The sequence below is a fragment of the Allobaculum stercoricanis DSM 13633 genome, assembly GCF_000384195.1.
Taxonomy (GTDB): Bacteria; Bacillota_I; Bacilli_A; order Erysipelotrichales; family Erysipelotrichaceae; genus Allobaculum; species Allobaculum stercoricanis.
The window spans coordinates 1,039,812-1,064,888 of the sequence record NZ_KB913034.1 but is presented as its reverse complement, the minus strand read 5'-3'; the positions used below and the strand labels follow the sequence as shown (position 1 = coordinate 1,064,888).

Here is a 25,077-nt window from a genome sequence, read left to right as displayed (position 1 = left end):
ATCTTCGTAAAAGTGAACGGATTGAATTTTATAAACAAATGAAAAAAAGGCATAACAAATTGTTATGCCTCAAGTCTTCAATTAGATGAAAGTCTATTTTGAAGAAAGAATCATTTCTGAATAAGCAGCAGCGAGTTGTTCCATAAGTGTGGTGAGTTGCTGATCATCCACCAATTGCGCTAAATCTTCTGGGTCTGTCATATATCCCATTTCAACAAGCATAGATGGTACTCCTGCTAAATCAACAACGTGTAATGGATGAGAGTCTGTTGTGATTACGCTTTGACGATCGGACCAACCAATTGCTTCAAAAGCTTGGAAAACGTTTTGAGCTAACGTGTTGGAAAAAGAATCATTGCTGCGGACATAAAGTTCTACACCAGATTGACTAGATCCACCCGAATTACAATGTAATGACAAATAGTAATTTGCTCCATAGGCGGAAACCATATTTGTTCGATTGGTTAATTCAGTGACTTCTGAATAGTTTTCATATTGATCACCAGTTGTCGCAAAATCACCATCTCGTGTCAGAAGAACACGAATGTCTGGATTAATCCAAGCCATTGCCTCTTTGAATTTTAGTGCGGCATTGAGATTGATGTTTTTTTCCATCCAAACGGGTTGACCGGCTTCATCAAAAACAGTCATTCCTGGATCGATTCCACCATGACCTGCATCGACAAGGATTGTTGCGATAGGTTCTGTAATTTTTTCGGATTCATTCTCAACTTGAAGACTAGAATGGTCTTTTGTTGAATCATTTTTGGTAATCGTATTTGAATCATCCGAATTTTCGTTGGATGAATCAGTTGTCGAACCGTTTTTAGAATCATCTACTAAGGAAGAATTTGAATCTGTTGTTTGTGGGTCCTGGATAAAACCATTTGTTTGTTGTTCGTTAGCTTGTGAATGATCATTTTGATTGGTTACAAGCGCTGCAACGAGGTTAGCAGGATCCTGAGTTGTAAAAGCTTTTACAACATAATTTCCTAGAGATAAAGTAGTGCCAATTCCGACACACCATAAGAAAATGCGGATTGGCTTTCTTAAGCGTCTTTTCTTTTTTCGGGGACGTTGTTTCAATGGTTGAGAATTGTTTTCTACCATGTATATCCTCCTTTTTAATCGAATGCGTCTTTGGACGCAAAAGATCCTTTCTACATTAACAGATCAATAACAAAAATAGAAAGAAAACGATAAAACTGACTTTATTTTTGACAGAAATCACAAATTTGTGGATTGATCGATGTGATGTTATTGAACATTTCGGCTGGATTTAAATCTTTTCCTCATGTAAGTTAATCAAAATAGATAAAGAGAAAAAAGAAATAAGCGGATCAAATGATCGGTCCGCTTATTGTTATCACAAGAATATATAAAACTAAATTAAATGAAGATCGTCTTCGATTAATCCTAAATGAACAAATCCTTTATATAGACCATCTCGCTCCACATCATCGCTGACATATTCAGCTGCTGCTTTTGCTTCTGGGCCACCACTTTTCATACAAACAGAATGAGCACAGAGTTTGAACATAGGAATATCAATTTTGGCATCACCAAATGCAATTGTGTTTTCAAAGGTTTCATTTAAATTGTCTAATAAAGTTTGAATTGAACGTGCTTTATCAATGTTCTGAACCCCAATGTCGCCAAAAAGTGCAGTTTCGCCAGCTCCTCCCCATGTCCCGTTTTTTAAATGAGGGAATTCTTGTATAGCATTTAAATGATCTTGATAACTCGATAAAACATAACTGATTTTATTAACGTCATCGCGATAGAGTCCCCCATCAAAAATCATTTCGGGAAATGCTTTACGTACCGTCATGTGAGTAGCATCAGGGTGATCTTTTCTTGTAGAGTATTCAATAATTGCAGGAAGAGCTACACTTTCAAAGTTTTCACTCGCAAATAATCCAGCGTTTGATTCAACAAAGAATTCGAGATTATGTTCATGAAGCCAGTTAACGATATGTTTTTCGTCTTCAGCACTCAAAGTATGATGGAAAATGACATGACCATGGTCTTCTACATAACTTCCGTTGCCACCAATCATACCATCCAAGCCAATTTCCCAAATGTTAGCGTAAACTTCAGCACGAGAACGCCCTGTACAAATATAGACACGATGACCTAATTCACGTGCTTTGCGAATGGCATAAATTGTTGAATTTGGAATGTTGCCTTGATAATCAGTTAAAGTTCCATCTACGTCAATAAATAATATTTTAGACATCGTTTTGACCCAACCTTTCATTTCTTATTCGTCGTATAAAATATAATGAAGTATAATCATTCTCTATGTTCTAATTATATGCAATAAAAAATAGAAAATAGCTATTTCAGGTATTTTATAACTAATTTTTGAATATAAAATAATCACAAAAGAAATAAGAGTGAAATATTGAACTTAACCGGGCAATTCAGTTCAAAAGACTACGCCAATTGCAACTTATTACATCGATAAATGTTGAGTAAATATCGATCTATTGATGTTATTTGTATATAATTAAAATGTATTTATTTAGTTTTTTATAAAATAATGAGGGAGATTTCATGTCTGAGCAATTCATACAAACGCCAAACTTACAAAATATCACAAACCAAGATCTTCAAATTTTCGCAACGTTTGGCCCAACTTGTCATCGCGTTGAAACCCTTGAGATGATGCTCAATATGGGAATGACTGGAATACGATTAAATCTTTCCCATTCAACGCTAGAAGAAAAGGAATATTGGGTTAAAAACCTTCATCAGGCGTGTGCCAATACACATAAACCTTGTCATATCATGTTAGATCTAGTTGGCAGACAACGTCGTCTTGGTAAATTTGAACCTTTTCATGTTAGAAAAGGCGAAATAATTAAAATCCCGGAACGACTTCCGATTAGTGGCGATTTATTGATTCATTTTGAAAAAGGCGATGAACTGCATATTGGCGATAGTGGCCATTCTTTGGTGTTGTTAGAACAAGACCCTCAAGGGAATAGTTGGACAGCCCAAGCCTTAGAAGATGGTTATCTCGAATCTGGAAAATCGATTCATTTGTTAAATAAAGATTCAACATTGCCTATTTTATATGCTCAAGATATTGAGAATATAAAAATTTGTAAAGAATATGGGGTTGACCAAATTATGGTTCCGCTCGTTCAAAATGCTCAAGATTTAGAAGAAATCCGCAAAGTGATGAATGAATATATTCCACATGCGACGATGTTTGCAAAAATTGAGAATATGGAAGGCGTGAGACATCTGCATGAGATTATGAACGTCGCCGATGTTATTGTGATTGCACGAGGCGATTTGGCGGCTTCTACTTCTCTTGAATGGTTGCCTGTAATTGCAACCTATATTCAACAAGAATGCTTAAAAGCAAATAAACCTTATATGATGGTTACACAAATGTTATATTCCATGATCACTGAGCCGCGCCCAACACGCGCTGAGGTGAGTGATGTATACAATGCGGTTTTGCAAGGGGCATCAGCAGTAATGTTAACTGGTGAAACGGCAAATTCAAAAAATCCTAGAACAGCAATGGATTATTTTTGTAAAATTGCCCATCACGCAAAAGAACTTCGGGATCATCCAGAAAAGATTCACGAATTGATCGCGATACTTTAAATTGAATTAAATTACACATAAATATTAACAAAGCTCTCATGGGCTTTGTTTTTTTAGGCGATCATAAGATAATGGTTCTGATAAATTAAGTTTAGGTTAAAACCTCAATGGATTTTACAAGAAATTTACAAAACTTTTTCGAATCCATGGTTGAAACATACCTATCACATTTTTTATCCTAATGATAAAGCGCGTTTTTTCAGAGAAAATGCACTGATAGACATGCTTTAATCACGATTCAAACGAACTTTAGAAAATAAATTGGAGGATTCTAAAATGAGTTCAGAAGTCATCAGCGCGTTGCTGTCGTTTTTAGGAGGCCTTGGCTTATTCTTATATGGAATGGATGTCATGGCCGAAGGACTTCAACAAGCAGCTGGGAATAAAACAAGAAAGTTACTTGAAGCGATCACAAACAATCGTTTCATGGGGATGATTGCTGGGGCATTAGTCACTGCGATCATTCAATCCTCTTCTGCGACAACAGTCATGGTTGTAGGTTTCGTTAACGCAGGCTTAATGTCATTAATTCAAGCTTGCGGTGTTATTATGGGGGCGAACATCGGTACAACGATGACAAGCTGGATCGTCTCGATGGGTGAATGGGCAGCATTCTTAAAACCAGAAATGATTGCACCAGTTTTACTTGTGATTGGTGTTGGCTTCAAAATGTTTGCTAACAAACCAAAAGTCAAAGATGGCGCAAAAATTTTGATTGGTTTTGGTGTCTTATTCGTTGGTCTTTCATCAATGTCAGGAGCGATTAAACCATTTACTGATGCACCTATTTTCAAAATTGTTTTTGAAACACTAGGCTCTAACCCATTACTTGCTATCCTTGCCGGTGCCGCTGTTACGGCTATTATCCAATCTTCTTCCGCGTCGATGGAGATTTTACAAACAATGGCAATGGCTGGTGCTGTAAACTGGGGATCTGCGGTATTTATTGCTTTAGGACAAAACATTGGTACTTGTATCACTGCAGTACTTTCCGCAATTAGTGGGGATAAAAACGCAAGACGTGCGGCAATGATTCACTTGGAATTTAACGTTATTGGGGCAACTATCGTAGGGATTGCAGCGTTTGTCTTCTTTATGCTCAATCCATCTTTAATGAGCGCAAACGTAAACTCTTCTTCACTCGCGATTTTCCATACTGGATTTAACGTATTTACAACTGCAATGTTATTCCCATTTGCGAATGCACTGGTTAAGTTATCTGAATATCTTGTTCCTCAAGGAAAAGTGCGTTCAAACAAAAATACTCCTGTATTGTTAGATGAACGTTTCCAACAGATACCTAATGCAGCTTTCAACGCATTAGCAAGAGAACTTGAAATTATTCGAGATGACTGTGTAAAACTCATTCGTATGTCACGAGCTTGCTTGCTCGAAAATGGTTCTCAAGAAGATTTGAAAAATGAAGGTAAAAATATTTTAAACGCTTGTATTGAAGTGAAAAAATATTGTTCAGGAATTGAAATGAGCTCTTTAGATGAACATGAAAAACGTGATTTACAAAGAGCGCTATTTTCAGCACGTGACCTTCACCAAATTGCTTCTGATGCGATTGCTATTGCAAAGATTAATGAAAATGGCTTAACGGCAAAACACATTACTCCTGAAATGGCTGAACAAATTAAAACAATCAGCTCCGATTGTAAGCACACATTACATCATTTGCGTCTACAGGCAGGAATGAAAGATAAAAAACCTACAGATTTTGATGCATATGATGATCGCGAAACAACAAAACAGAACTGTACAAACATTCGTCAGTTAATTTCGAATTTACGTCAGTTCTATTTAACACCTGCACAAGATCATGCAAGCCAAGACAATGCATGGTTATTCTTAGAAGCGGCAGATTGTTATGAAAGAATTGCTCTTCGTTGTCTTCGTTTAATTAATGAAGATACATGGCATAAAACAAAAGTTGTATTTGCAAACAATGATCCTATTTTGGATTAATCTAATATTACATATTTAATTTTAATGCCCGCTCAATCGTTGATTGCGGGCATTTCTTTTAAAGTGAGATGGAGATTTGTCAATTTTTGTTTTTGTAAGATAAACTAGACAGGTCTAGAATTTAATAAAAGAGAAAGGGGATTGACATGGCCAAACAAGTCATATGGTGTGTAGAAGATGAACAAAATATTCGTGATATTCTTGAATACACTTTACAATCTACTGGTTTTGAATCGCGTGGCTTCAAAGATGGACAAAGTTTTCTTGATGCACTACAACAAGGACGTCCTGATCTGATCTTAATGGATATCATGCTCCCAAATACGGATGGAATGAGTTTATTACAACAGTTACGAACAGATCCTCAATTTGCAACTATTCCAGTCATTATGACAACCGCAAAGGGGATGGAATACGACAAAATCAAAGCTCTTGAACAAGGGGCAGATGATTATTTAGTGAAACCCTTTGGGATGATGGAAATGGTTGCTCGTATTAAAGCAGTGCTACGACGTTGCCAAAATCGCGAAAATCTTAGTCGATCAAATCATGAAAATGAACCGATTGGCGTGGATTTACAATCTCGACAAGCATGGATTATTGAAAATGATCAAAAAGAAATGCTTGATTTAACAAAAAAAGAATTTGATTTACTCGCATTGTTTTTATCTCAACAAGGAGTTGTCTTTTCTAGAGACGACTTATTAGATGCCGTTTGGCATACTGATTTTTTAGGGGAAACGAGAACAATCGATGTGCATATTCGTTCATTGCGCACAAAATTAAAATCATTTGGAAATCAAATTGAAACTGTACGCGGTGTAGGATACCGCTTTGCGAGAAACAATGACTAAACGTATTTTCTATTCTATTTTTGGGGCTTGCTTGTTTCTTTTAATTATTGTTTGTTCCGTCACGGTCCAAGCCGTCTACAACGGCTTAGTGCGGGAACAAATCGCAAGTTTGGAAAGCGAAACAAGATTGATGGCCACAGCCTTAAACCATGAATCCGATAAGATTAAAAGTTTAGCTTTATTTTCTTCTAAAACAGTACGAATTTCACTCATTGAGCCGGATGGGGATGTCGTTTACGATTCATTCAAAGAAGACAATGAAAAAGCGGATTACGAAGACAACAATAGTCATGAAGAAGTAAAATTGGCGCGTGAAACTGGAAGCGGTTTTTCCATTCGCCATTCCAACTCCCAAAGTGAAGAAATCTATTATTATGCTGTGCTTTTGGATGATGGAAATGTGATTCGCATGAGTCGATCTCATTCCACGCTATTGAATCTGTTTTACCAAACGATTTGGCCAATGATTTTAATGGTTGGATTCCTCGTCCTATTTTGTTTAGGATTAGCGCGAATTTTAGCGCGTAATATCGTTGAACCCATTAATGCGATAGATTTAGCGGACCCACTCAATTCAATTCCATATGAACAATTGCGTCCACTACTTACGCGTTTTGATGAAAATAACAAAGAATTGGATCGTAAGATGAAAGAACTTGAGCGGCGGAACCAAGAATGGAATGCACTTCTTTCAAGTATGGATGAAGGATTATTGATGTTTTCTCGCAAAGGAATTTTGAATTATTCCAATACAGCTGGAAATGAAATTTTTGACTTAGAGGAAAATTTTGATGTCAAAGAAAACGAGACGCTGAAACGATTATTTTCTCAAGCATTACGCCATCATTCTGCCAAATCACAATTAAATCAAAATGGCCGAATTTACTCTTTGGAAGCCGCAAGTGTTATTGCGACCGATAAAGTAATTGGCGTCATGATTTTAGCGCTTGATATCACAGAAAAAGAAGAAGCTCACCAACGTCGCCAAGAATTTAGTGCAAATGTAACGCATGAATTAAAAACCCCACTTCAAACAATTTCTGCAAGTGCAGAATTGCTTGGATCAGGAATGGTGCAACCCAATGATGTACCACGCTTTGCTGGGTATATCACAGATGAAGCAAAGAAAATGAGTGCGATGATCAACGATATCATTCATCTATCTCGTCTAGAACAAGAATCTCCCCAAAACAAAGAGAGTATTAACTTCCATGAGATTTGCCAAAAAGTTGTTTCAGACTATCAACATACTGCACAGCTTGCAAATCTCAATTTAAGCTATGAAGGAGAATCTGTTTGGGTTCCTGCAACAGTTGTTGATTTGGAATCCATTGTCAAAAACTTGTTGGAAAATGCTATTCGTTACAACAAACCTGAAGGTTCAATTTTCGTACGGTTAAAACGTTATGAGCACTTTGCGCAACTCAAAATTTCGGATACGGGATTAGGAATTCCTAATGAAGTTCAGGATCGTATTTTTGAACGATTCTTTACTGCCGATCCATCGCGTAATAAAACAGGAACCGGTCTTGGCTTATCCATTGTGAATCACGCTGTGGCCAATTTAGGAGGGACGATAAAAGTTCGCTCCAAAGTTGATGTTGGGAGTACCTTTGTTGTTCGTTTACCATTAAGTGAGCAACAACAAGAAGTTTAATAAACTTGAATAGAGTAGAGGGAGACTATCTGTGAGTCTCGCCCCTCTCATTGCACCGTACGTACGGTTCTCGTATACGACGCTACAGCTTTACAGTTTTATTTCATGCGTTATAAAATGATAAATAGAGATTAAGGGGATCGATCAATCCTGGTCGATCTCCTTTTCTCATTGCCAAAATATTTGGTGAGATCAGAAAGTTCACTGTTCGCATTCCTGCTGTCCTATATAGGCCTAGCCTGGAGTTGGCCGTTTGTCTGATCAATTCAGATTCTAAAGGCCATTTAGATATGCGATTCAATTTCATCAGGTTATCGAAGGTTGTTCGTGGTCTTTTCCACTGTTTCAATATGACAACTCGGATTTTATGCCTGAGCCACTCACCGAACTTAGTCAGGAACTTTTTCATCGAAACAATGCTAAAATAGTTAATCCAACCTCTGACGATTTGGTTTACTTTTGTAAACACGTCTTTTAATGGTGATGCGACCGCTCTTTTTCTACAAAGAACTTCTTTGATTTTGTCATAGAGTCTTTGTTTACGGTCATTTGCCGGTTTTGCCTTCCATCCGTCTTTTCCTTTCCAAAAGGTGAAACCTAGAAAGGTACTTTCTGGTGGTCGACATACATGGGTTTTAGTTGCACTGACAGTGAGAAATAGTTTCCTTTCTAACCAACTGGAAACTGATTTCATGATTCTATTCGCAGCCATTTCACTTTTGACGAAGATTACGACGTCATCGGCATATCTGCAGAATCTAAGACCTCTACTCTCTAATTCTTTGTCGAATAGATCTAGATAGATGTTGGCTAGTACTGGCGAAATGCATCCACCTTGCGGTGTGCCGAGATCACTTTTTACGATCTTGCCCTCCTCAAGCACGCCTGCTTTGAGGAAGGATCGGATCAGATGGAGAACTTCTTTTTCATTGATGAGATTTCGGATCAGTGAAATGAGTTTATCGTGATTCACTTTGTCAAAGAATTTCTCGATATCTAAATCGATGACCCAGTCGTAACCTTCGTTCAGGTAATTCAATGCCTGCATGATGGCATCATGTGCACTTCTGCCTTTACGAAAACCAAAACTACTATCACTAAACGACGGGTCAAAGATGAGATCGAGCACCTGGGCAACTGCCTGTTGAATGGCTCTGTCCATGACAGTTGGAATACCTAACGGGCGTTTCTTTCCATTAGGTTTAGGGATATAGACCCGTCTGACCGGTTGGGGCTTATATTTCATATTCAGTATAGCCTCAGTAATTTCTTCCTGATGCTTATCCCAGTAGGATTCAAGATCACCCACTGTGACTCCATCTATTCCGGCTGAACCTTTATTCCGTTGGACAGCTCGGATAGCTTGATTCATGTTTTCTGATTGAAGTATTGATTCAATTAAACGCATGATGGGTCTTTTTTCTTTTCACAAACAAATTCAGATCATCCTCGTCCAGAGTGTCCCAGAAGATTACGTTTCTTCTGTGTTGGATTTTTCCAGATTTACAGATTACTGGTTTGTTATTTCAAAGCGGAACGCTCTGAAAAACCATTAGGGCCTTCAGTCGATGACTTACTATGCCCTCAGCTGACTTCTCGCGACAAACCTTATTTCGACCGAACCCGTATTCTTGGGCCACCGATTGCTGATTTTAAAGCATCTCGGAATATCGTCCGCGAGATCTCTCGGGGTAAGACACACATCTTTCACTGCACAACCTTTTGATTTATCGTCTTGGCGTTACGTTTGTCTTTTGGGCTTTGGTTTGTTACGCAACCTTACCCGCCATTTGGCCTTATATCAGGTTTCTGTTCGTAGGCTCGACAGATTTGCTACACCGCTTCCTTCACCCCGGCCTCACGGCCTTCGGCTTGCGGTTTGCTACACTTGGCGACAAATACCCGTGGCCGGACTTTCACCGACAAGATGTGTGTCATGCCCGACACACGTAAAGAAAAATGCTTGCCCAAAAAAGGGCAAGCATTTTTTAGATGGGGGTCAAGCTTACAATATTAGTTATAAACCGGATTTTCGATTTTGTCAGCCTTTGAGAAGACGAATAGTCCAATTAAGAACAAAAATGCTAGAGTTCCGACCGCAATATTCTGTTGACCAGTGATTTGAGTGACTAAACCAACGATCATTGTGCCTAAAAAACTAGCGCCTTTTCCGGCAATGTCGTATAACCCAAAGTATTCACCAGATTGGTTTTTTGGAATGATTTGGGCAAAGTAAGAACGAGATAATGCTTGGATTCCGCCTTGGAACAAACCAACAGAAACCGCTAAAACCCAGAACTGCCAAGTGTATTGTAAGAACAGTCCGAATAAGGCAATACAGAAATAAGCGATAATTCCAACTTTAATTAATGATCCAGTCGATTTTTTCTTAGCCAAAATTCCAAAATAAATGGCAGAAGGGAAAGCGACGATTTGTGTCAGTAATAAAGCTAACAATAAGCCAGTTTGATCTAAACCAAGAGATGTTCCATATGCAGTTGCCAGATCGATGATCGTATAAACACCATCAATATAGAAGAAGAAGGCAATCATGAAATACATCACTTTCTTTTGATGAACAAGTTCTTTTAATGTATTTCCTAGGCGTTTAAATGTTTGTTGAACTGCAGCCCCTGTCCGTTTTGTTGAATATTTTTGTTTGTAGTGTCGGGCGAGAGGTAAGGAAAAACAAATCCACCAAATGGCATTGATCATGAAAACGATTGTCATTACCGTGCCCATTGAAATGCCAATTTTTGGCTGAAGCAGAATGAAGACAAGGGAAATGATAAATGGAACACAACTGCCAAGATATCCCCAAGCATAGCCACGAGAGGAGATGTCATCCATTCTCTCTTCATCGCAAACGTCAATCAACATGGAATCGTAAACGACTAACGATATGGAATAGAGAACTTTAATTAAAACAAATACAAATAAAAAGCTATACCATGTCGAAGGCAACCATAAAAAGAACAATGCTCCAGCGCCTCCTAGAGCGGTTAAAAGAAAGATCTTCTTTTTGTTTCCAGGGAAATCAGACAATGTTCCAATGATCGGTCCGAATATAGCGACACAGATTGTCGCAAAACTCATTGCATAAGACCACCAAGATAAATATTGGTCTTGACTCAGTCCTTGACTTGTCGCCAAAGAGTTAAAGTAAATAGGGATTACAGAGGCGGTCAATAAAATGAAGGCAGAGTTTCCGACATCATACATGATCCACTTGTAATCCAATGATTTAAGTTTTTTAAACATAAAGCGAATTCCTTTCAAAATAATTTTATCATTTCTTTGAAATTTGACTGTGAAATATCCGTGAAATGATTATAAATTTTATAAAAAACTTAGAAAGGATCTTGTTTACAATAAAAATAAGTACCGTTTTATAATGTTGATTAAATCAATATTTAAAAGTAATCGTATTCACAGGAATTGAAGAACTTAACAGATGCATAAATGATGTGTTTTGTCTTCGCTCAAAGATTCGTTACAATAAAATAGATTCTTATTTTTAAATAAAACGATGGATTTAATTTCCTGAACTAAACATGAATTCAAGAATTTCTAGAAAAGGATTAAAAATATGAAGATTGTATTATTAGAAAACTTAGGTGTGAGTGAACAAAGAATTGAACAAGAAAAAAATAAACTGAATGCATTAAATCATGAATTTTATGCATTCGAAAAAACAACGGATTTGCCAACTCTTTTAGAAGAAACAAAAGACGCGGATGTGATCCTGCTCGCTAATATGCCATTAGATGCCAAAATTATCGAAAGTAACCCAAATTTGAAATTCATCGATGTTGCTTTCACAGGTGTAGATCACATTCCTACACAACTTGCTAAAGAAAAAGGAATCGCGATCTCGAATGCTTCTGGCTATGCCAATGATAGCGTGGCTGAATTAGCAGTGATGATGATGATCGATTGCATTCGTAACGTTACCCCTCTTTCAAAACGAGCAAGAGATGGCCAAACAAAAGCGGGAATTCGTGGACGTTTGTTAAAAGGGAAAACGGTTGGCATTGTAGGTGCTGGTGAGATTGGAACGGCAACAGCGCGTTTGTGTAAAGCCTTTGGATGTAAGGTCATTGGCTATCGTCGAAGCCTAATTACTGATCCAATTTATGATCAACAATGCACATTAGAAGAATTACTCCAAACTAGTGATATCGTCTCGTTACACGTGCCATTAAACGAAAACACTCGCCATATGATTTCAAGCCAACAATTATCCATGATGAAAAACGATGCCATTTTAATCAATACGGCAAGAGGAGCAGTTGTGGATACGCAAGCTTTGGCAAATGCTTTAAATCAAGGACAAATTGGAGCAGCTGGAATTGATGTGTTTGATATTGAACCGCCATTAAATTTAGATGAGCCTTTGTTACACAGCAAAAATACAATTGTCACACCGCATATTGGTTTTGATTCTGTAGAGTCGATGGAATTGCGTGCGGATATTGTTTTCGACAATCTTTATTCTTGGCTAGAAGGCAATCAAAAAAATAAAATTGCTTAAACAAGATTGGTAAGTGATCTTTAAAGTCGCAAAAAATCTTGTGATTTCAAGCCATTGAAGATGAATAATTGACTCAATCCTTGAGATTTGTTAAGTTAGCTATGCAGCATTTAAGTTCGGACTAACAGAATACAACAATTGTTTAGAGAGTTGGCGTTTGGTGCAAGCCAATCAATTGCGTTCTGGTCTCACCGAATCGTTGACAGCAGACCGGCTATATCGGCAAATGAGCGCATGGTGTAAGAGCACCATGAACCAAGGTGGTACCGCGTATTTTGCAATAATACGTCCTTATGTAACAGTAAGGGCGTTTTTTTGTGATCCGGACTGCAAGCGATTTGGAGTGCTTAAATAAAAAAAGTTGACGACGGTTCGAATAGAATCGATATGCATAAGAAAGGAAATAAGTATGTACGATCATCAATCAGTCGAAAAGAAATGGCAAAAATACTGGTTAGAAAACAAAACATTTAAAACAGATACCTATGATTTTTCTAAACCAAAATTTTATGCTTTAGATATGTTCCCATATCCATCAGGAAATGGTCTTCACGTAGGTCACCCAGAAGGATATACCGCAACAGATATTATTTCTCGTAAAAAACGCATGGAAGGCTATAACGTTTTACATCCAATTGGGTTTGACTCTTTCGGTTTACCTGCAGAACAATTTGCGATTCAAACAGGACATCACCCTTCTGTCTTCACGGAAAAAAATATCGATCATTTCCGCGAACAAATTCAAGCATTAGGCTTCTCCTATGACTGGGATCGTGAAATTGCGACATCTCATCCAGATTACTACAAATGGACACAATGGATTTTCACAAAACTTTATGAAAAAGGCTTAGCTTATGTCGATGAAATTCCAGTAAACTGGTGCCCAGAATTAAAAGCAGTACTTGCTAACGAAGAAGTAATCGATGGTAAAAGTGAACGTGGTGGCTATCCTGTCATCCGTAAACCAATGCGTCAGTGGGTATTAAAAATTACTGAATATGCTGATCGCTTATTGGAAGACTTAGATTTAGTTGATTGGCCATCTTCAACAAAAGAAATGCAACGTAACTGGATTGGTAAATCTACAGGGGCAAATGTTGTATTTAAAGTTGATGGACACGATAAAGAATTCACTGTTTTCACAACACGTGCCGATACTTTATTTGGGGCAACATATTGCGTTATGGCTCCAGAACATCCTTTTGTTGATGAAATTACGACACCAGAACAAATGGAAGCCATTCAAGCATATAAAAAAGAATGTGCATCTAAATCTGATTTACAACGTACAGATTTAAATAAAGATAAAACAGGTGTATTTACTGGTGCTTATGCAATCAACCCAGTAAACGGTCGCAAAATTCCAATTTGGATTTCTGACTATGTTTTAGCTAGCTATGGTACAGGTGCAATCATGGCCGTTCCAGCGCATGATACACGTGACTACGCATTTGCGAAAAAATTTGGTCTCGACATCATTCCAGTTTTAGAAGGTGGAAATGTTGAAGAAGAAGCATTTACAGAAGATGGCGTTCATATTAACTCAGAATGGTTAAATGGCTTAGGCAAACAAGAAGCGATTGATAAAATGATCGCTTGGTTAGAAGAACACCATTGCGGTAATGCTAAAACAACTTATAAATTAAGAGACTGGTTGTTCTCTAGACAACGTTATTGGGGTGAACCAATTCCAATTATTCATATGGAAGATGGAACAACACGTACAGTTGATATTGAACAATTACCATTAGAACTTCCTGCAACAGATAACTTCCAACCTGCAGATAATGGGGAGTCCCCACTTGCTAACTGCGCTGATTGGTTAAATGTTGAAATCGATGGTGTCAAAGGGGTTCGTGAAACAAACACAATGCCACAATGGGCAGGAAGCTGCTGGTATTACTTACGTTACATCGATCCAAAAAATGACAATGCGATTGCAGATCCAGAATTATTGAAACACTGGTTACCTGTTGATTTATATATCGGTGGTGCAGAACATGCTGTTCTTCACTTGTTGTATGCTCGTTTCTGGCACAAAGTTTTATATGATTTAGGTGTAGTTCCAACTAAAGAACCATTCCAAAAATTATTCCACCAAGGAATGATCTTAGGAAACAATGGCGAAAAAATGTCCAAATCAAGAGGAAACGTTGTTAACCCAGATGACATTATTGTCAGCCATGGTGCAGACGCTTTACGTGTATACGAAATGTTTATGGGACCATTGGAATCTGGATTACCATGGTCTGAAAATGGATTAGATGGAACACGTAAATGGCTAGAACGTGTATGGCGTTATTTCTCTAGCGAAGCAATTTATACAGATACAAATGATGGTAAATTAGATAAAATCTATAACCAGACCGTTAAAAAAGTTTCTAAAGACATCGATTCTTTGAACTTCAATACAGCTATTTCACAAATGATGGTTTTCATTAATGAAGCGTATAAAGTTAAAGAAATCTATCGTCCATATGCAGAAGGCTTTGTGAAGATGTTCTCCACATTTGCGCCTCACTTAGGTGAAGAAATTTATAGCGAAGTGTTACACCATGAAGGAACAATCGCTTATGAATCTTGGCCACAATGGGATGAATCTAAATTAGTAGAAACAAGCCATACTGTTGTCGTTCAAGTCAATGGTAAAGTTCGTGGTAAATTTGAAGTTGAAACAGGAACAGATGATCAAAGTCTCGAACAAATGGCACTTGAATTAAAAACTGTTCAAAAACAACTCGAAGGCAAAGAAGTGAAAAAAGTCATCGTTGTCAAAGGAAAAGTTGTGAACATCGTTGCAAAATAGACAATCCAAAACGTCTATTCATTTGTTGGTTGAAACCCAACGATAAATCGTTATAATCTTTTTAAGGCATTGAAGAGGAGAAGTACGCAGAATCTTTCATTTTAGAGAATTGTCGGTTGGTGCAAGACATAATGGAAGCCTGCTGAAATACACCTTGGAGCTTTCATATTGAACGTGATCCTGCGTTAATGGAAAAGTGCATTAAACACATATTGTTTGATGAAGAAAGGTGGTACCGCGCATTGTCGTCCTTGATAGTGCGCGGTTTTATTTTGTGGAAAAATCCTCTCTTTAATTTCAATTGTCTATGATGAAAAAAATTTTGTAATACATATAAGGAGGAACTATGAAATTCTACGATGAATTGAACTGGCGTGGTTTGATCAATGCGGTCACTTCTCCAGAGGTTGAAGATGAAATCAATAATGGTGAATTAACGTTCTATATTGGAACAGACCCAACTGCTGATTCTTTACACATTGGTCACTACAGCTCACTTTTAATGGCTAAACGTCTGCAACAGCATGGCCATCACCCAATTATGTTGGTTGGGGGAGCTACTGGATTTATTGGAGATCCAAAAGCAACTGGCGAAAGAAGCATGTTAACGCCAGAAACTTTGTTACATAACTTTAATGCACTCCATGATCAAATTGAAAAATTATGGGGTTTTCCAATGGTTAACAACTTAGATTGGACAAAAGACCTTTCTGTAATTGACTACTTACGTGACTTTGGGAAACATTTCAATATCAACTACATGTTGAACAAAGAAACCGTAAAAAGAAGATTAGAAAGCGGAATTTCTTACACAGAATTCTCCTACATGATTTTACAATCCATGGACTTTTTAAATCTTTATGAAACACGTAATTGTACAATGCAAATCGGTGGTCAGGACCAATGGGGAAACATCACTTCAGGTTTGGAATTAATCCGTAAAAAACACGGTGCGCAAACAAAAGTATATGGTTTAACAATGCCATTGATCACAAAAGCAGATGGTACAAAATTCGGAAAATCTGAAAGTGGTACAGTATGGTTAGATCCAAATAAAACAAGTCCATTCCAGTTATACCAATTCTTGCTAAACACTGAAGATTCCAAAGTTATCGAATATATCAAAAAACTGACTTTCTTATCCGTGGAAGAAATCATGGAATTAGAAAAAGAGTTAGAAGAAAATGCCGGTGCACGTAAAGCACATAAGCGTTTAGCTGAAGAAGTTGTTCGTGATTTACACGGTCAAGAAGCATTAGATACAGCAATTAAAATCACTGAAGCATTGTTCACAGGCTCTTTACAAGAATTAGATGCCGATCAAAGAAAACAAGCTGTTGCTGATATGGAAAAAATTCAACTTGCGCCAGGCAAATTAGAAGATATTTTAGTCAATGGTAAAATTGCTTCTTCCAAACGTGAAGCACGTGAATGGACAAAAGGAAATGCAATTAGCTTAAATGGCGTGAAAGTCAACGATCCAAATATGATCATTGATTTAAGCCAAGCATATGTGGATAACGTGTTATTAATTCGTCGTGGTAAAAAGAAAAACTATGCAATCGAATTGATTAGCGAATAATCAAGATCAAAATCAAAAAACGAGCTTAACGACAAGGAAACTTGATCAAAAGCTCGTTTTTTGATGTCCATTCGTATTCCTGCAATTTTACTTTATGAATAAGGTATTTTTGATTGATTTAGCAAAACTTACTTAAAAACGAAGGGAAATACAGAAAAAGGACGCAATATAGCGTCCTTATATCAAACATAAAAATGAATTTTTTTGTTTGATTCAATTTACATTGAACAAAAAAATTAGAGATCAATTAAGAATGTAAATGGAATTATTGTTTGAAATATTTGTCTTTAATGAGTTGAACAGGCATTTTTTGACCTGTCCATAATTCAAAAGAGGCAGCACCTTGATATAACAACATGAATAATCCATTAGCAGTTTGGCAACCAGCAGCTTCGGCATCCTTTAAAAGGCGTGTTTTTGCCGGGTTATAGATTACATCAAAGACGAACAAGTTTTGATGGAAGAAAGATGGATCTGGAATCAGTGTCGCTTCCGTTTTAGGTGCCATACCAACTGAAGTGCCATTGACTAAAATTCGACTGTTGGCAATCGCATCTTTTAATTGTTGAGGATCCTCAAAATCATGAACGATAACTTTGCATGCTGTGCGCTCGTTTAATTTTTGTGCGATTTCTTCTAAACGAGAAAAGAAAGGATCACGAACGTTAAAGACATCGATTTGGCGAACACCATCAAGTGCTGCTTGGACTAAAATTGCGCATGCTGCTCCTCCAGCACCAAGTAAAGTCATATTTTCGCCAATAATGTTAACACCGTTTTCTTTCACTGCTTCCATAAATCCGATTCCATCGGTCGTGTAGGCAGTTAATTTACCATGATCATTGACGATTGTATTACAGGCTCCTGTAATTTCACTTGCTGCAGACAGTTCGTCAGCTAATTTGCACATGATGTTTTTTCCCGGCATGGTAATGTTCCAACCACGTACGCCAAGTGCTTTTAATCCTTCTACAGCACTAGGCATTTGATCTTCACAAACATCAAAAGCAAGATAACGATAGTCTAAATTTAGCGCATTACATGCTTCATTATGCATAGCAGGGGAGATCGAATGTTCAACGGGGGAGCCAAGTAGGCAAAGTAAACCCGTATGACCAGTAATTGGAGTTGTCATAAATATTCCTTTCTTCGTGCGTTAAGCAGTCGTAGATTCAATTTTTAAAGGTTGAACTTTATTAACGATTTCTTCGCAGATTTCAAAAACAGATTTGCCATCAGTATTGACGATGATATCGGCAGCGTTTTGATAAGCTTGTTCTCGTGCCTGCATTAAAGAAGTGATATGTTCAATCGTTTTATTATTTTCTAATAATGGGCGATCATGACTTGATTGTACACGCTCTAAAATTGTCTCTGGAGAAGCGGTTAATAAGACAATTGTGCCAGATTTACGCATTTCATCGACGTTAACTTGGCGCATTGCTACGCCTCCTCCACAAGAGATGATTTGATTCTTCTTGTTTTGACATTCACGCAGTAGTTCCGTTTCTTCATTTCTGAAATATTGTTCGCCATGCAATTCAAATATTTCGGAAATTGACATACCATTGCGCTTGGCAATGATTTCATCCATTTCAATAACATCCATCGAAAAGGTATTTTTCAAATAAGATGAAACAGTACTTTTGCCTGCGCCCATAAATCCAACTAGGAAGATATTTTGGCCAAAGAGCTCGTGGCTTTGGATTCGTTTGGACTGATCAATAATAAAGTCATAAATCGACATGATCGATTGTTGGTATTCATAATCAGCTAATTTCTTTGTGAAGATATCTTTCTTTTGTTGTTGTTCTTGTTCTGGTTGAATAGGTGAAAGACCATTTTCTTGTTTGTAGTGAATGAGTTCTTGAACGATTTGACAACGCATGCGCAATATGTCCATGATGACTTCATCACACATATCGAGATCATTACTCAGTTTTTGAAGTTTTTCCATTTCTATTACCTTTGTCTTTGTTATATGCCCTCTAGTATAATCAGCACAAAATGTTCAGTAAAGGAATCGCACTTTTCTTACAACGAGCTATGTTTATTTTTCATTATTTGCTCACTCTTTTTGATTTTATTTAAGTTAAAAGCGTTCCTTTAAAAATTGCCTTTAAACTTGAACGAAATAATAATTCTGAAATGGGGGAGAGGCGAAGGAGGATTAAATACCGAATTGATCTATCATAGAATTTACATTAGTAAATTTATCTGTGAAAGGTGGTTCAATAAAGATTGTTTTTGCTAAGATCTGGTTAACATCCTGACTATCGCTTCTTTTTGGCTCTTATTATAATTATCCAAATTGGTGTCATTCCAACTTAGTTTGCAATGAATCGCGCTAGAAGAAAAGAGGATTTCTTGTCTGAAATTTGCAAAAAGAACTGTAATTCAAGGGTATGATTTTACCTATGATTGAAAATAAATTGTTTGATTACGATCTGTGTTTTGTAAAATGAGTTGAGCGTTTTTTTTGCGATGGTCCATTTTTGTTTGCTTTGGAACTTTACACCTTAAAATGAAAAAATTAATGATCCGCAAAATCTTATGAGATTTGCTCTTATAATAAACCTTGGTCATAATACACCTATAAATATTTTTAAAATCGCGAAAGAGGTACACATGAATACAATTAAAGTTCGTAATATCGAAATTGGCGTTGGAAAACCCAAAATCATTGTTCCCATCGTTGGGACGAGCCATGAAGAAATTATTCGTGAAGCAAAATCTTTTAAAGAGATCCCATTAGATGTTGTTGAGTGGCGGGTGGACTGGTTTGAACATAGCCAAGACTGGAATGCAGTGGAGACATTATTAAAAGATCTTCGACTCGTTTTAGCTAATACGCCAATTTTAATGACGTTCCGTACTTCTAAAGAAGGTGGCAAAAAAGCAATTGATATAAAAGACTACATCGCATTAAATGTTAATGCTGCCAAAAGTGGTTTAGTCGATTTAGTCGATGTTGAACTGTTCTCTGGTAATAATGTTGTTCAAACAATTATTGAACAAGCACATGCATGTGGTGTTAAAGTTGTTGTATCTAACCATGACTTTGTCCAAACACCGGCAAAATCCGATATTGTGAATCGTTTGAGAATGATGCAAGACTTAGATGCCGATATTCCAAAAATCGCGGTTATGCCAAAGAATATGAAAGATGTATTAACGCTTCTTGCTGCTACAGAAGAAATGGTAAATGATTATGCTGATCGGCCAATTATTACGATGTCGATGGGGACAATGGGGATCATCTCTCGTTTGGCGGGTGAGTCCTTTGGTTCAAGCATGACATTTGGTGCTGCTCAAACAGCATCAGCTCCAGGTCAGATGGACGTCGCCGATTTGAATGATGTATTAAATGCGATTCATCAAGCGATATAACGTGAAACGAAAATCGATTATCTGATGTGAATGCAGGTGATCGTTTTTTTTGTTAATGGTGAATTATCGTAATAAGTGCAACACTTAATAACATAAAAAATTTTGGGGGATTGATATAAGTGGAACATAAATTGTGGATCTAGAACATTTATATAACAGATACACAAGAAATCGTAAATGAATCACTTATCAATATAGGATCGAAAGGTTTTGTGTTTTATTGAATGTCGCTTTGATTTAACGCTACAATATAAGAAAAAACACATTCAATAAGGAAGGTACGAAAATGCAACCATTTTATTTTGAATATCCAACAAGAGTTTATTTTGGTGAACACTGTGTTCGTGATTCGTTAAGTAAAGAATTGGATCAAATGGGACAAAATGTTTTATTGACAATGGGTAAAGGTTCAGTAAAACGCACCGGCATTTATGATGAAGTCATTACTCTTTTAAACCAAGCGGGAAAAACGGTTGTTGAATTTGCGGGGATTATGCCTAATCCAACTTATGCCAAAGTTCAAGAAGGGGTAAAACTTATTCGCGAACATCATATTGATTTTATTTTGGCTTTAGGCGGCGGAAGTGTCATGGATTGTTCGAAAATCATTGGTACGCAAGCAATGGTCGACGAAGATTTGTGGCAAATGGAAATAGTCAATAAACAAATGCCTACTCAATCAATTCCAGTCGGTGCAATTGTAACGGCTACAGGAACAGGATCAGAGATGAACAATATCGGTGTCATCACGCATGAAGAAAAAGAATGGAAAGGGGGCATGAAAGGTTTAGCCCCAGTATTTGCTTTCTTAGATCCGACTTATACTCAAAGTGTGCCTCGTAAACAAATTTTCTCTGGTGCATTTGATACTTTATCACATGCGATGGAAACGTATTTTGGTACAACAGATGAAAATAGCGTTTCTGATGATCTAGCTTTAGCGATTTGTTTAAATACAGTGCGCAATATGCGTTTATTGCTCGCAAATTTCAATGATCTAAAAGCACGAACAAACTTAATGTGGGATTCATCGATGGCCATTAATGGAATCATTAAATTAGGTCGACCAACAGGTTTTCAATGTCACCAAATTGAGCATCAACTCGCTGTTTATACCGATTGTAATCATGGGCAAGGTTTAGCCGCTATTCATCCGACGTATTATCGAATGATCGCACAAAGTGCACCTTCAAAGTTTAAACAATTTGCGAAATATGTATTTGATTGTGATGATGCAATGCAAGGAATTGATGCATTAGAACAATTAATTGTCGATTGTGGATTGCCAACGAAATTATCAGATTTGGACTCAACTTGCGAAATTACAGAAGAAATTTTAGAAAAAGTTGCAAACTCTTCACGCATTATTGAGAGTGCCGTGGGGGATTTAAATTCTGAAAAAATTTTGACGATTCTTAAACAATGTATGTAAATGTTTTTTACGCCTCAATGTAGAAGGACAAATAACTAATTTGATTCATTTGTCTGCCATTTGAGGCTTTTTTTATTGCTGTAGGCTGATCAAATTTATAAGAAAAAAGAACGGCCTGAAAATAAAGACCGTTCTATTACGTTAAACAATATTTTTTGTGCGGTTATTCATGCAACAAGGGATCGGATAGAGTGTTGCTCAAAAATAAGGAAATGATTGCAGTAGTCTGCTATCAAGTCATTTATTTGTTTGCGACATAATATTTGCCTTGCCAAGAGTTTCTTCGCAATAGCTCTTTATCGATTTCATTTGCAACGATTGTTTTCTTTTGTGTCCAAAGCGGAGCAAGTAAATCACTCGCTAATCCATCACCGGTGACACGTTCGATAATCATTTCAGATGGAAGGATTTCTAGTTGATCACAAGTAATGGAGACATATTGTTCTAAAGTCAAAAGATCAAAAGGCTGTTGTTTCCATTCTTGACCGAGCACAGAGTTGTCTAATAAATGCAACATATGGATTTTAATAGCATCGGGATGGAGATCAGCAACAAATTTTGCGGTCTCTAACATCATCTTTTCTGTTTCGTTTGGTAAGCCGTTAATAATATGTAGGCAAGATTTAAGATGGTATCGATGACAAAGTTCAATTGCTTTTTTAGCATCTTGAGCACTATGCGCAAAGTTCATCGCTTTGGCAGTTTTATCATGAATACTTTGTAAGCCAAATTCAAGCCAAGTTGTTTTCTCTTGCTTTGAAAACCATTTAGCTTGTTCTTCGGTAAAACAGTCTGTGCGTGTTGCAATCGCAATTGCGACGATATCGTCACGCTGATAAAACGGCGTGTAGATCTTTTTGAGTAATTCTAATGGCGCGTATGTGTTGGAAAAAGATTGGAAGTAGGGGATTCCTAAACAATCTGGCCATTTTTGTTGAGCACGTTTTAAGTTATCTGTGAATTGGGTTTCAAGTGTACTTTGTGCGCTTAATATGGTATCACCACTGCCATTTGATGAACAAAAGCGACAGCCACCCACTGATTTTGTGCCATCACGGTTTGGACAAGTGAATCCCGCGTTGAGTGGGATTTTTGCGACTTTATGATGATACATTTCTTTGGTTGCATATGAGAAAGTATGGTATCGCTTATTCGTATTGGAATAAGGAAACGGGTTGTCTAAAATTTGATTCATGTATTCTATTTTAAAGGGTTCTGCCAACAACGGAAGCAATTGCTCGTGCTTTTTGAATGAGTTGGGCATATTTATCCGGTTTTAAGGATTGAGCACCATCAGACCAAGCATGTGCAGGGTCTTCATGCACTTCAATGATTAAACCATCCGCGCCTGCAGCAATCGCCGCTAAAGCTTGCGCTTCTACTAATTTCCAATCGCCAGTCGCATGAGATGGGTCAATAATAATGGGTAAGTGAGTTCGTTCTTTAATAATTGGAATAACGGCTAAATCAAGCGTATTGCGTGTGTATTTTTCAAACGTACGGATACCACGTTCGCAGAAAATTACATTCGGATTGCCTTCGGACATAATATATTCGGCTGCCATAATCCATTCTTCGATTGTATTGGCAAGTCCTCGTTTTAAAAGGACAGGTTTGTTTGTCCGGCCAACAGCTTTTAATAAATCAAAATTTTGCATGTTGCGAGCACCAATTTGTATCACATCTACATTTTCGACAAATTCATCAAGTTTATCGATGCTCATTAATTCAGTTACGATCGGTAATCCAGTTTGTTCTTTTGCTTTTTTTAACGCTTCAATTCCAGCACTGCCCATCCCTTGGAAAGAATAAGGAGAAGTTCTTGGTTTGTATGCTCCACCACGAAGCATGTCGGCACCAGCTTCTAAGACTTTGCCAGCAGTAGAACAAATTGCTTGTTCACCTTCTACTGCGCAAGGTCCGGCAATCATGATGATTTTTTTGCCACCAATAGGGATGCCACAAACGTCAACAATTGTATCCTCCGGATGGAACATGCGATTAGCAAGCTTATAAGGTTGAGCAACGCGTTGTACGTTATAAACAATTGGGTTAGCTAAAATAGAACGTTCATCAATGGAAGCTGTATCGCCAACTAAACCAAAAACGTCATAGTTTTGACCGACGATGCGGGTAATTGTTAAACCACGATCTTCAAGATTGTGAATCAAATGATTCACTTCTTGTTCGGGAGCTGTCTTTTTTAAAGTAATAATCATAAGATTAGAGACCTCTTTCTTTGTATATCTAATATTCACAAGACGCAAAAATTGTACTGCGTATCCTTATGAATTTATAGTTTTTAATTTCACACATAATATCGAAAACAGAATGAAAGAAAAAGTAAGAAATAAATCATTTTCAAAAAAATTACAAGATGTTTAAAAAAGTGTTTATTTTATATAACGATGGATAAAAGGATACGACATACAGAAAAAGACTTCTTGCACTCTATCTTATGAATCACAAAAAATTAAACAATGCAATAAAAAAGCTTAAAGTGGACTGAATTGGATCATAAAGTGGCTAAGTTGGTTTGTTTTTGACTCAAGAATAGATATGAACTATCATTTAATCATAGAAATACTTCAAAACATGAAGTGTATTGAAACGGAGAGTGATCTTATGAAAATCAATATCGTTGGCAAGAACTACGCAGTTAACCAAGCTCTTGAAGAAAGAGTAACAAAAAAACTAAAAGGTTTGGAACGCTATTTCTTGATTAGTGAAAACGACGTCGCAAACGTTCTACTCACATCTTATCCAACAAAAGAAAAGATTGAGGTGACTATTCCAACCAAATTTGCAATTCTGCGTGCGGAAACTTCCGAAGCAGATGTATTCAATGCAATTGATAAAGTCGTGGATAAATTAAAAGACCAAATTCGTAGACAAAAAACTCGTTTGGCAAACAAGAAAGGAAACCCTCTATACGAAGCATTTTTAGATTATGATTTACTTGGAGAACCTGATCCTGCAGATGAAATCGTAAAAACTAAGAGTATCGTCCCAGAAAAATTACCTTTGGACGAAGCAATTGCAAAGATGGACTTATTAGGACACAGCTTCTTCATTTATACAGATGATGAAACAGACAAAATCGCTGTTGTATACGTTCGAAATAATGGTGGTTATGGTCTAATTGAAACGGAATAATTTCGCCAATAATTTCTGATAATATATTATTTTAACTCTTATCAATAAGAGATGATCCATGTAATATC

At 37.1% G+C, this 25,077-nt stretch carries 18 protein-coding genes and 1 other annotated feature; of the genes, 10 read left to right on the top strand and 8 right to left on the bottom strand.

Annotation, left to right across the window (positions count from 1 at the left end; all coding sequences use genetic code 11):
- Positions 1-93 precede the first annotated feature (93 nt).
- Both ALLST_RS0104910 and ALLST_RS0104905 read right to left on the bottom strand, forming a co-directional pair.
- On the bottom strand, positions 94-1,110 hold the full coding sequence (locus tag ALLST_RS0104910; RefSeq protein ID WP_019892977.1) for an N-acetylmuramoyl-L-alanine amidase: 1,017 nt from the start codon (positions 1,108-1,110) through the stop codon (positions 94-96).
- Positions 1,111-1,384: 274 nt separating this feature from the next.
- Positions 1,385-2,239, bottom strand: a complete 855-nt coding sequence (locus tag ALLST_RS0104905) for a Cof-type HAD-IIB family hydrolase (protein WP_026472789.1) — start codon at positions 2,237-2,239, stop codon at positions 1,385-1,387.
- 320 nt (positions 2,240-2,559) lie between these two features.
- Between ALLST_RS0104905 and ALLST_RS10160 the strand changes: the two genes are divergently transcribed.
- The 4 genes from ALLST_RS10160 (at position 2,560) to ALLST_RS0104885 (ending at position 8,109) form a co-directional block, all read left to right on the top strand.
- Positions 2,560-3,627, top strand: coding sequence for a pyruvate kinase (locus ALLST_RS10160; RefSeq protein WP_019892975.1), 1,068 nt, complete (start codon positions 2,560-2,562; stop codon positions 3,625-3,627).
- Between the two features lie 276 nt (positions 3,628-3,903).
- Positions 3,904-5,598: a Na/Pi cotransporter family protein gene (locus ALLST_RS10155; RefSeq protein ID WP_019892974.1), complete on the top strand. Its 1,695-nt coding sequence runs from the start codon at positions 3,904-3,906 to the stop codon at positions 5,596-5,598.
- Between the two features lie 146 nt (positions 5,599-5,744).
- Entirely contained in the window at positions 5,745-6,452 is a 708-nt protein-coding gene (locus ALLST_RS0104890) for a response regulator transcription factor (protein ID WP_019892973.1), read from the top strand.
- Positions 6,445-8,109 carry a sensor histidine kinase gene (locus ALLST_RS0104885; protein WP_019892972.1) on the top strand — a complete coding sequence of 555 codons (1,665 nt, stop codon included), beginning with the start codon at positions 6,445-6,447 and terminating at the stop codon, positions 8,107-8,109. Before ALLST_RS0104890 ends, ALLST_RS0104885 begins: the two co-directional genes overlap by 8 nt.
- A gap of 103 nt (positions 8,110-8,212) precedes the next feature.
- On the opposite strand, the gene ltrA is transcribed toward ALLST_RS0104885, so the two are convergent.
- Both ltrA and ALLST_RS0104875 read right to left on the bottom strand, forming a co-directional pair.
- On the bottom strand, positions 8,213-9,517 hold the full coding sequence (gene ltrA / locus ALLST_RS0104880; RefSeq protein ID WP_019892971.1) for a group II intron reverse transcriptase/maturase: 1,305 nt from the start codon (positions 9,515-9,517) through the stop codon (positions 8,213-8,215).
- Between the two features lie 605 nt (positions 9,518-10,122).
- Positions 10,123-11,370 carry an MFS transporter gene (locus tag ALLST_RS0104875; protein ID WP_019892970.1) on the bottom strand — a complete coding sequence of 416 codons (1,248 nt, stop codon included), beginning with the start codon at positions 11,368-11,370 and terminating at the stop codon, positions 10,123-10,125.
- Between the two features lie 328 nt (positions 11,371-11,698).
- Here ALLST_RS0104875 and ALLST_RS0104870 point away from each other — a divergent pair, with 328 nt between their 5' ends.
- From ALLST_RS0104870 to tyrS, 3 genes are all read left to right on the top strand, one after another.
- Positions 11,699-12,643 (top strand): NAD(P)-dependent oxidoreductase, encoded by a 945-nt coding sequence (locus tag ALLST_RS0104870; RefSeq protein WP_019892969.1) that lies wholly within the window; start codon positions 11,699-11,701, stop codon positions 12,641-12,643.
- A gap of 409 nt (positions 12,644-13,052) precedes the next feature.
- Entirely contained in the window at positions 13,053-15,449 is a 2,397-nt protein-coding gene (gene leuS / locus ALLST_RS0104865) for a leucine--tRNA ligase (protein ID WP_019892968.1), read from the top strand.
- 60 nt (positions 15,450-15,509) lie between these two features.
- Positions 15,510-15,705: a binding site (T-box leader), on the top strand.
- Between the two features lie 90 nt (positions 15,706-15,795).
- Positions 15,796-17,031, top strand: a complete 1,236-nt coding sequence (gene tyrS / locus ALLST_RS0104860) for a tyrosine--tRNA ligase (RefSeq protein WP_019892967.1) — start codon at positions 15,796-15,798, stop codon at positions 17,029-17,031.
- 265 nt (positions 17,032-17,296) lie between these two features.
- Here tyrS and aroE read toward each other — a convergent pair whose 3' ends face one another.
- Positions 17,297-18,166 carry a shikimate dehydrogenase gene (gene aroE, locus ALLST_RS0104855; protein ID WP_019892966.1) on the bottom strand — a complete coding sequence of 290 codons (870 nt, stop codon included), beginning with the start codon at positions 18,164-18,166 and terminating at the stop codon, positions 17,297-17,299.
- 21 nt (positions 18,167-18,187) lie between these two features.
- A complete protein-coding gene (locus ALLST_RS0104850) occupies positions 18,188-18,988 on the bottom strand; it encodes a shikimate kinase (RefSeq protein WP_019892965.1) in 801 nt (266 codons plus the stop codon).
- A 671-nt stretch (positions 18,989-19,659) separates the two neighbouring features.
- Between ALLST_RS0104850 and aroD the strand changes: the two genes are divergently transcribed.
- Together aroD and ALLST_RS0104840 are read left to right on the top strand one after the other, a co-directional pair.
- Positions 19,660-20,421, top strand: a complete 762-nt coding sequence (gene aroD / locus ALLST_RS0104845; protein WP_019892964.1) for a type I 3-dehydroquinate dehydratase — start codon at positions 19,660-19,662, stop codon at positions 20,419-20,421.
- A 286-nt stretch (positions 20,422-20,707) separates the two neighbouring features.
- On the top strand, positions 20,708-21,853 hold the full coding sequence (locus tag ALLST_RS0104840; protein ID WP_019892963.1) for an iron-containing alcohol dehydrogenase: 1,146 nt from the start codon (positions 20,708-20,710) through the stop codon (positions 21,851-21,853).
- Positions 21,854-22,094: 241 nt separating this feature from the next.
- Here ALLST_RS0104840 and mnmL read toward each other — a convergent pair whose 3' ends face one another.
- Positions 22,095-23,048, bottom strand: coding sequence for a tRNA modification radical SAM protein MnmL/YtqA (gene mnmL / locus ALLST_RS0104835; protein ID WP_019892962.1), 954 nt, complete (start codon positions 23,046-23,048; stop codon positions 22,095-22,097).
- A 10-nt stretch (positions 23,049-23,058) separates the two neighbouring features.
- On the bottom strand, positions 23,059-24,072 hold the full coding sequence (gene aroF / locus ALLST_RS0104830; RefSeq protein WP_019892961.1) for a 3-deoxy-7-phosphoheptulonate synthase: 1,014 nt from the start codon (positions 24,070-24,072) through the stop codon (positions 23,059-23,061).
- Positions 24,073-24,478: 406 nt separating this feature from the next.
- Here aroF and hpf point away from each other — a divergent pair, with 406 nt between their 5' ends.
- Positions 24,479-25,009 (top strand): ribosome hibernation-promoting factor, HPF/YfiA family, encoded by a 531-nt coding sequence (gene hpf, locus ALLST_RS0104825; RefSeq protein WP_019892960.1) that lies wholly within the window; start codon positions 24,479-24,481, stop codon positions 25,007-25,009.
- Positions 25,010-25,077 lie beyond the last annotated feature (68 nt).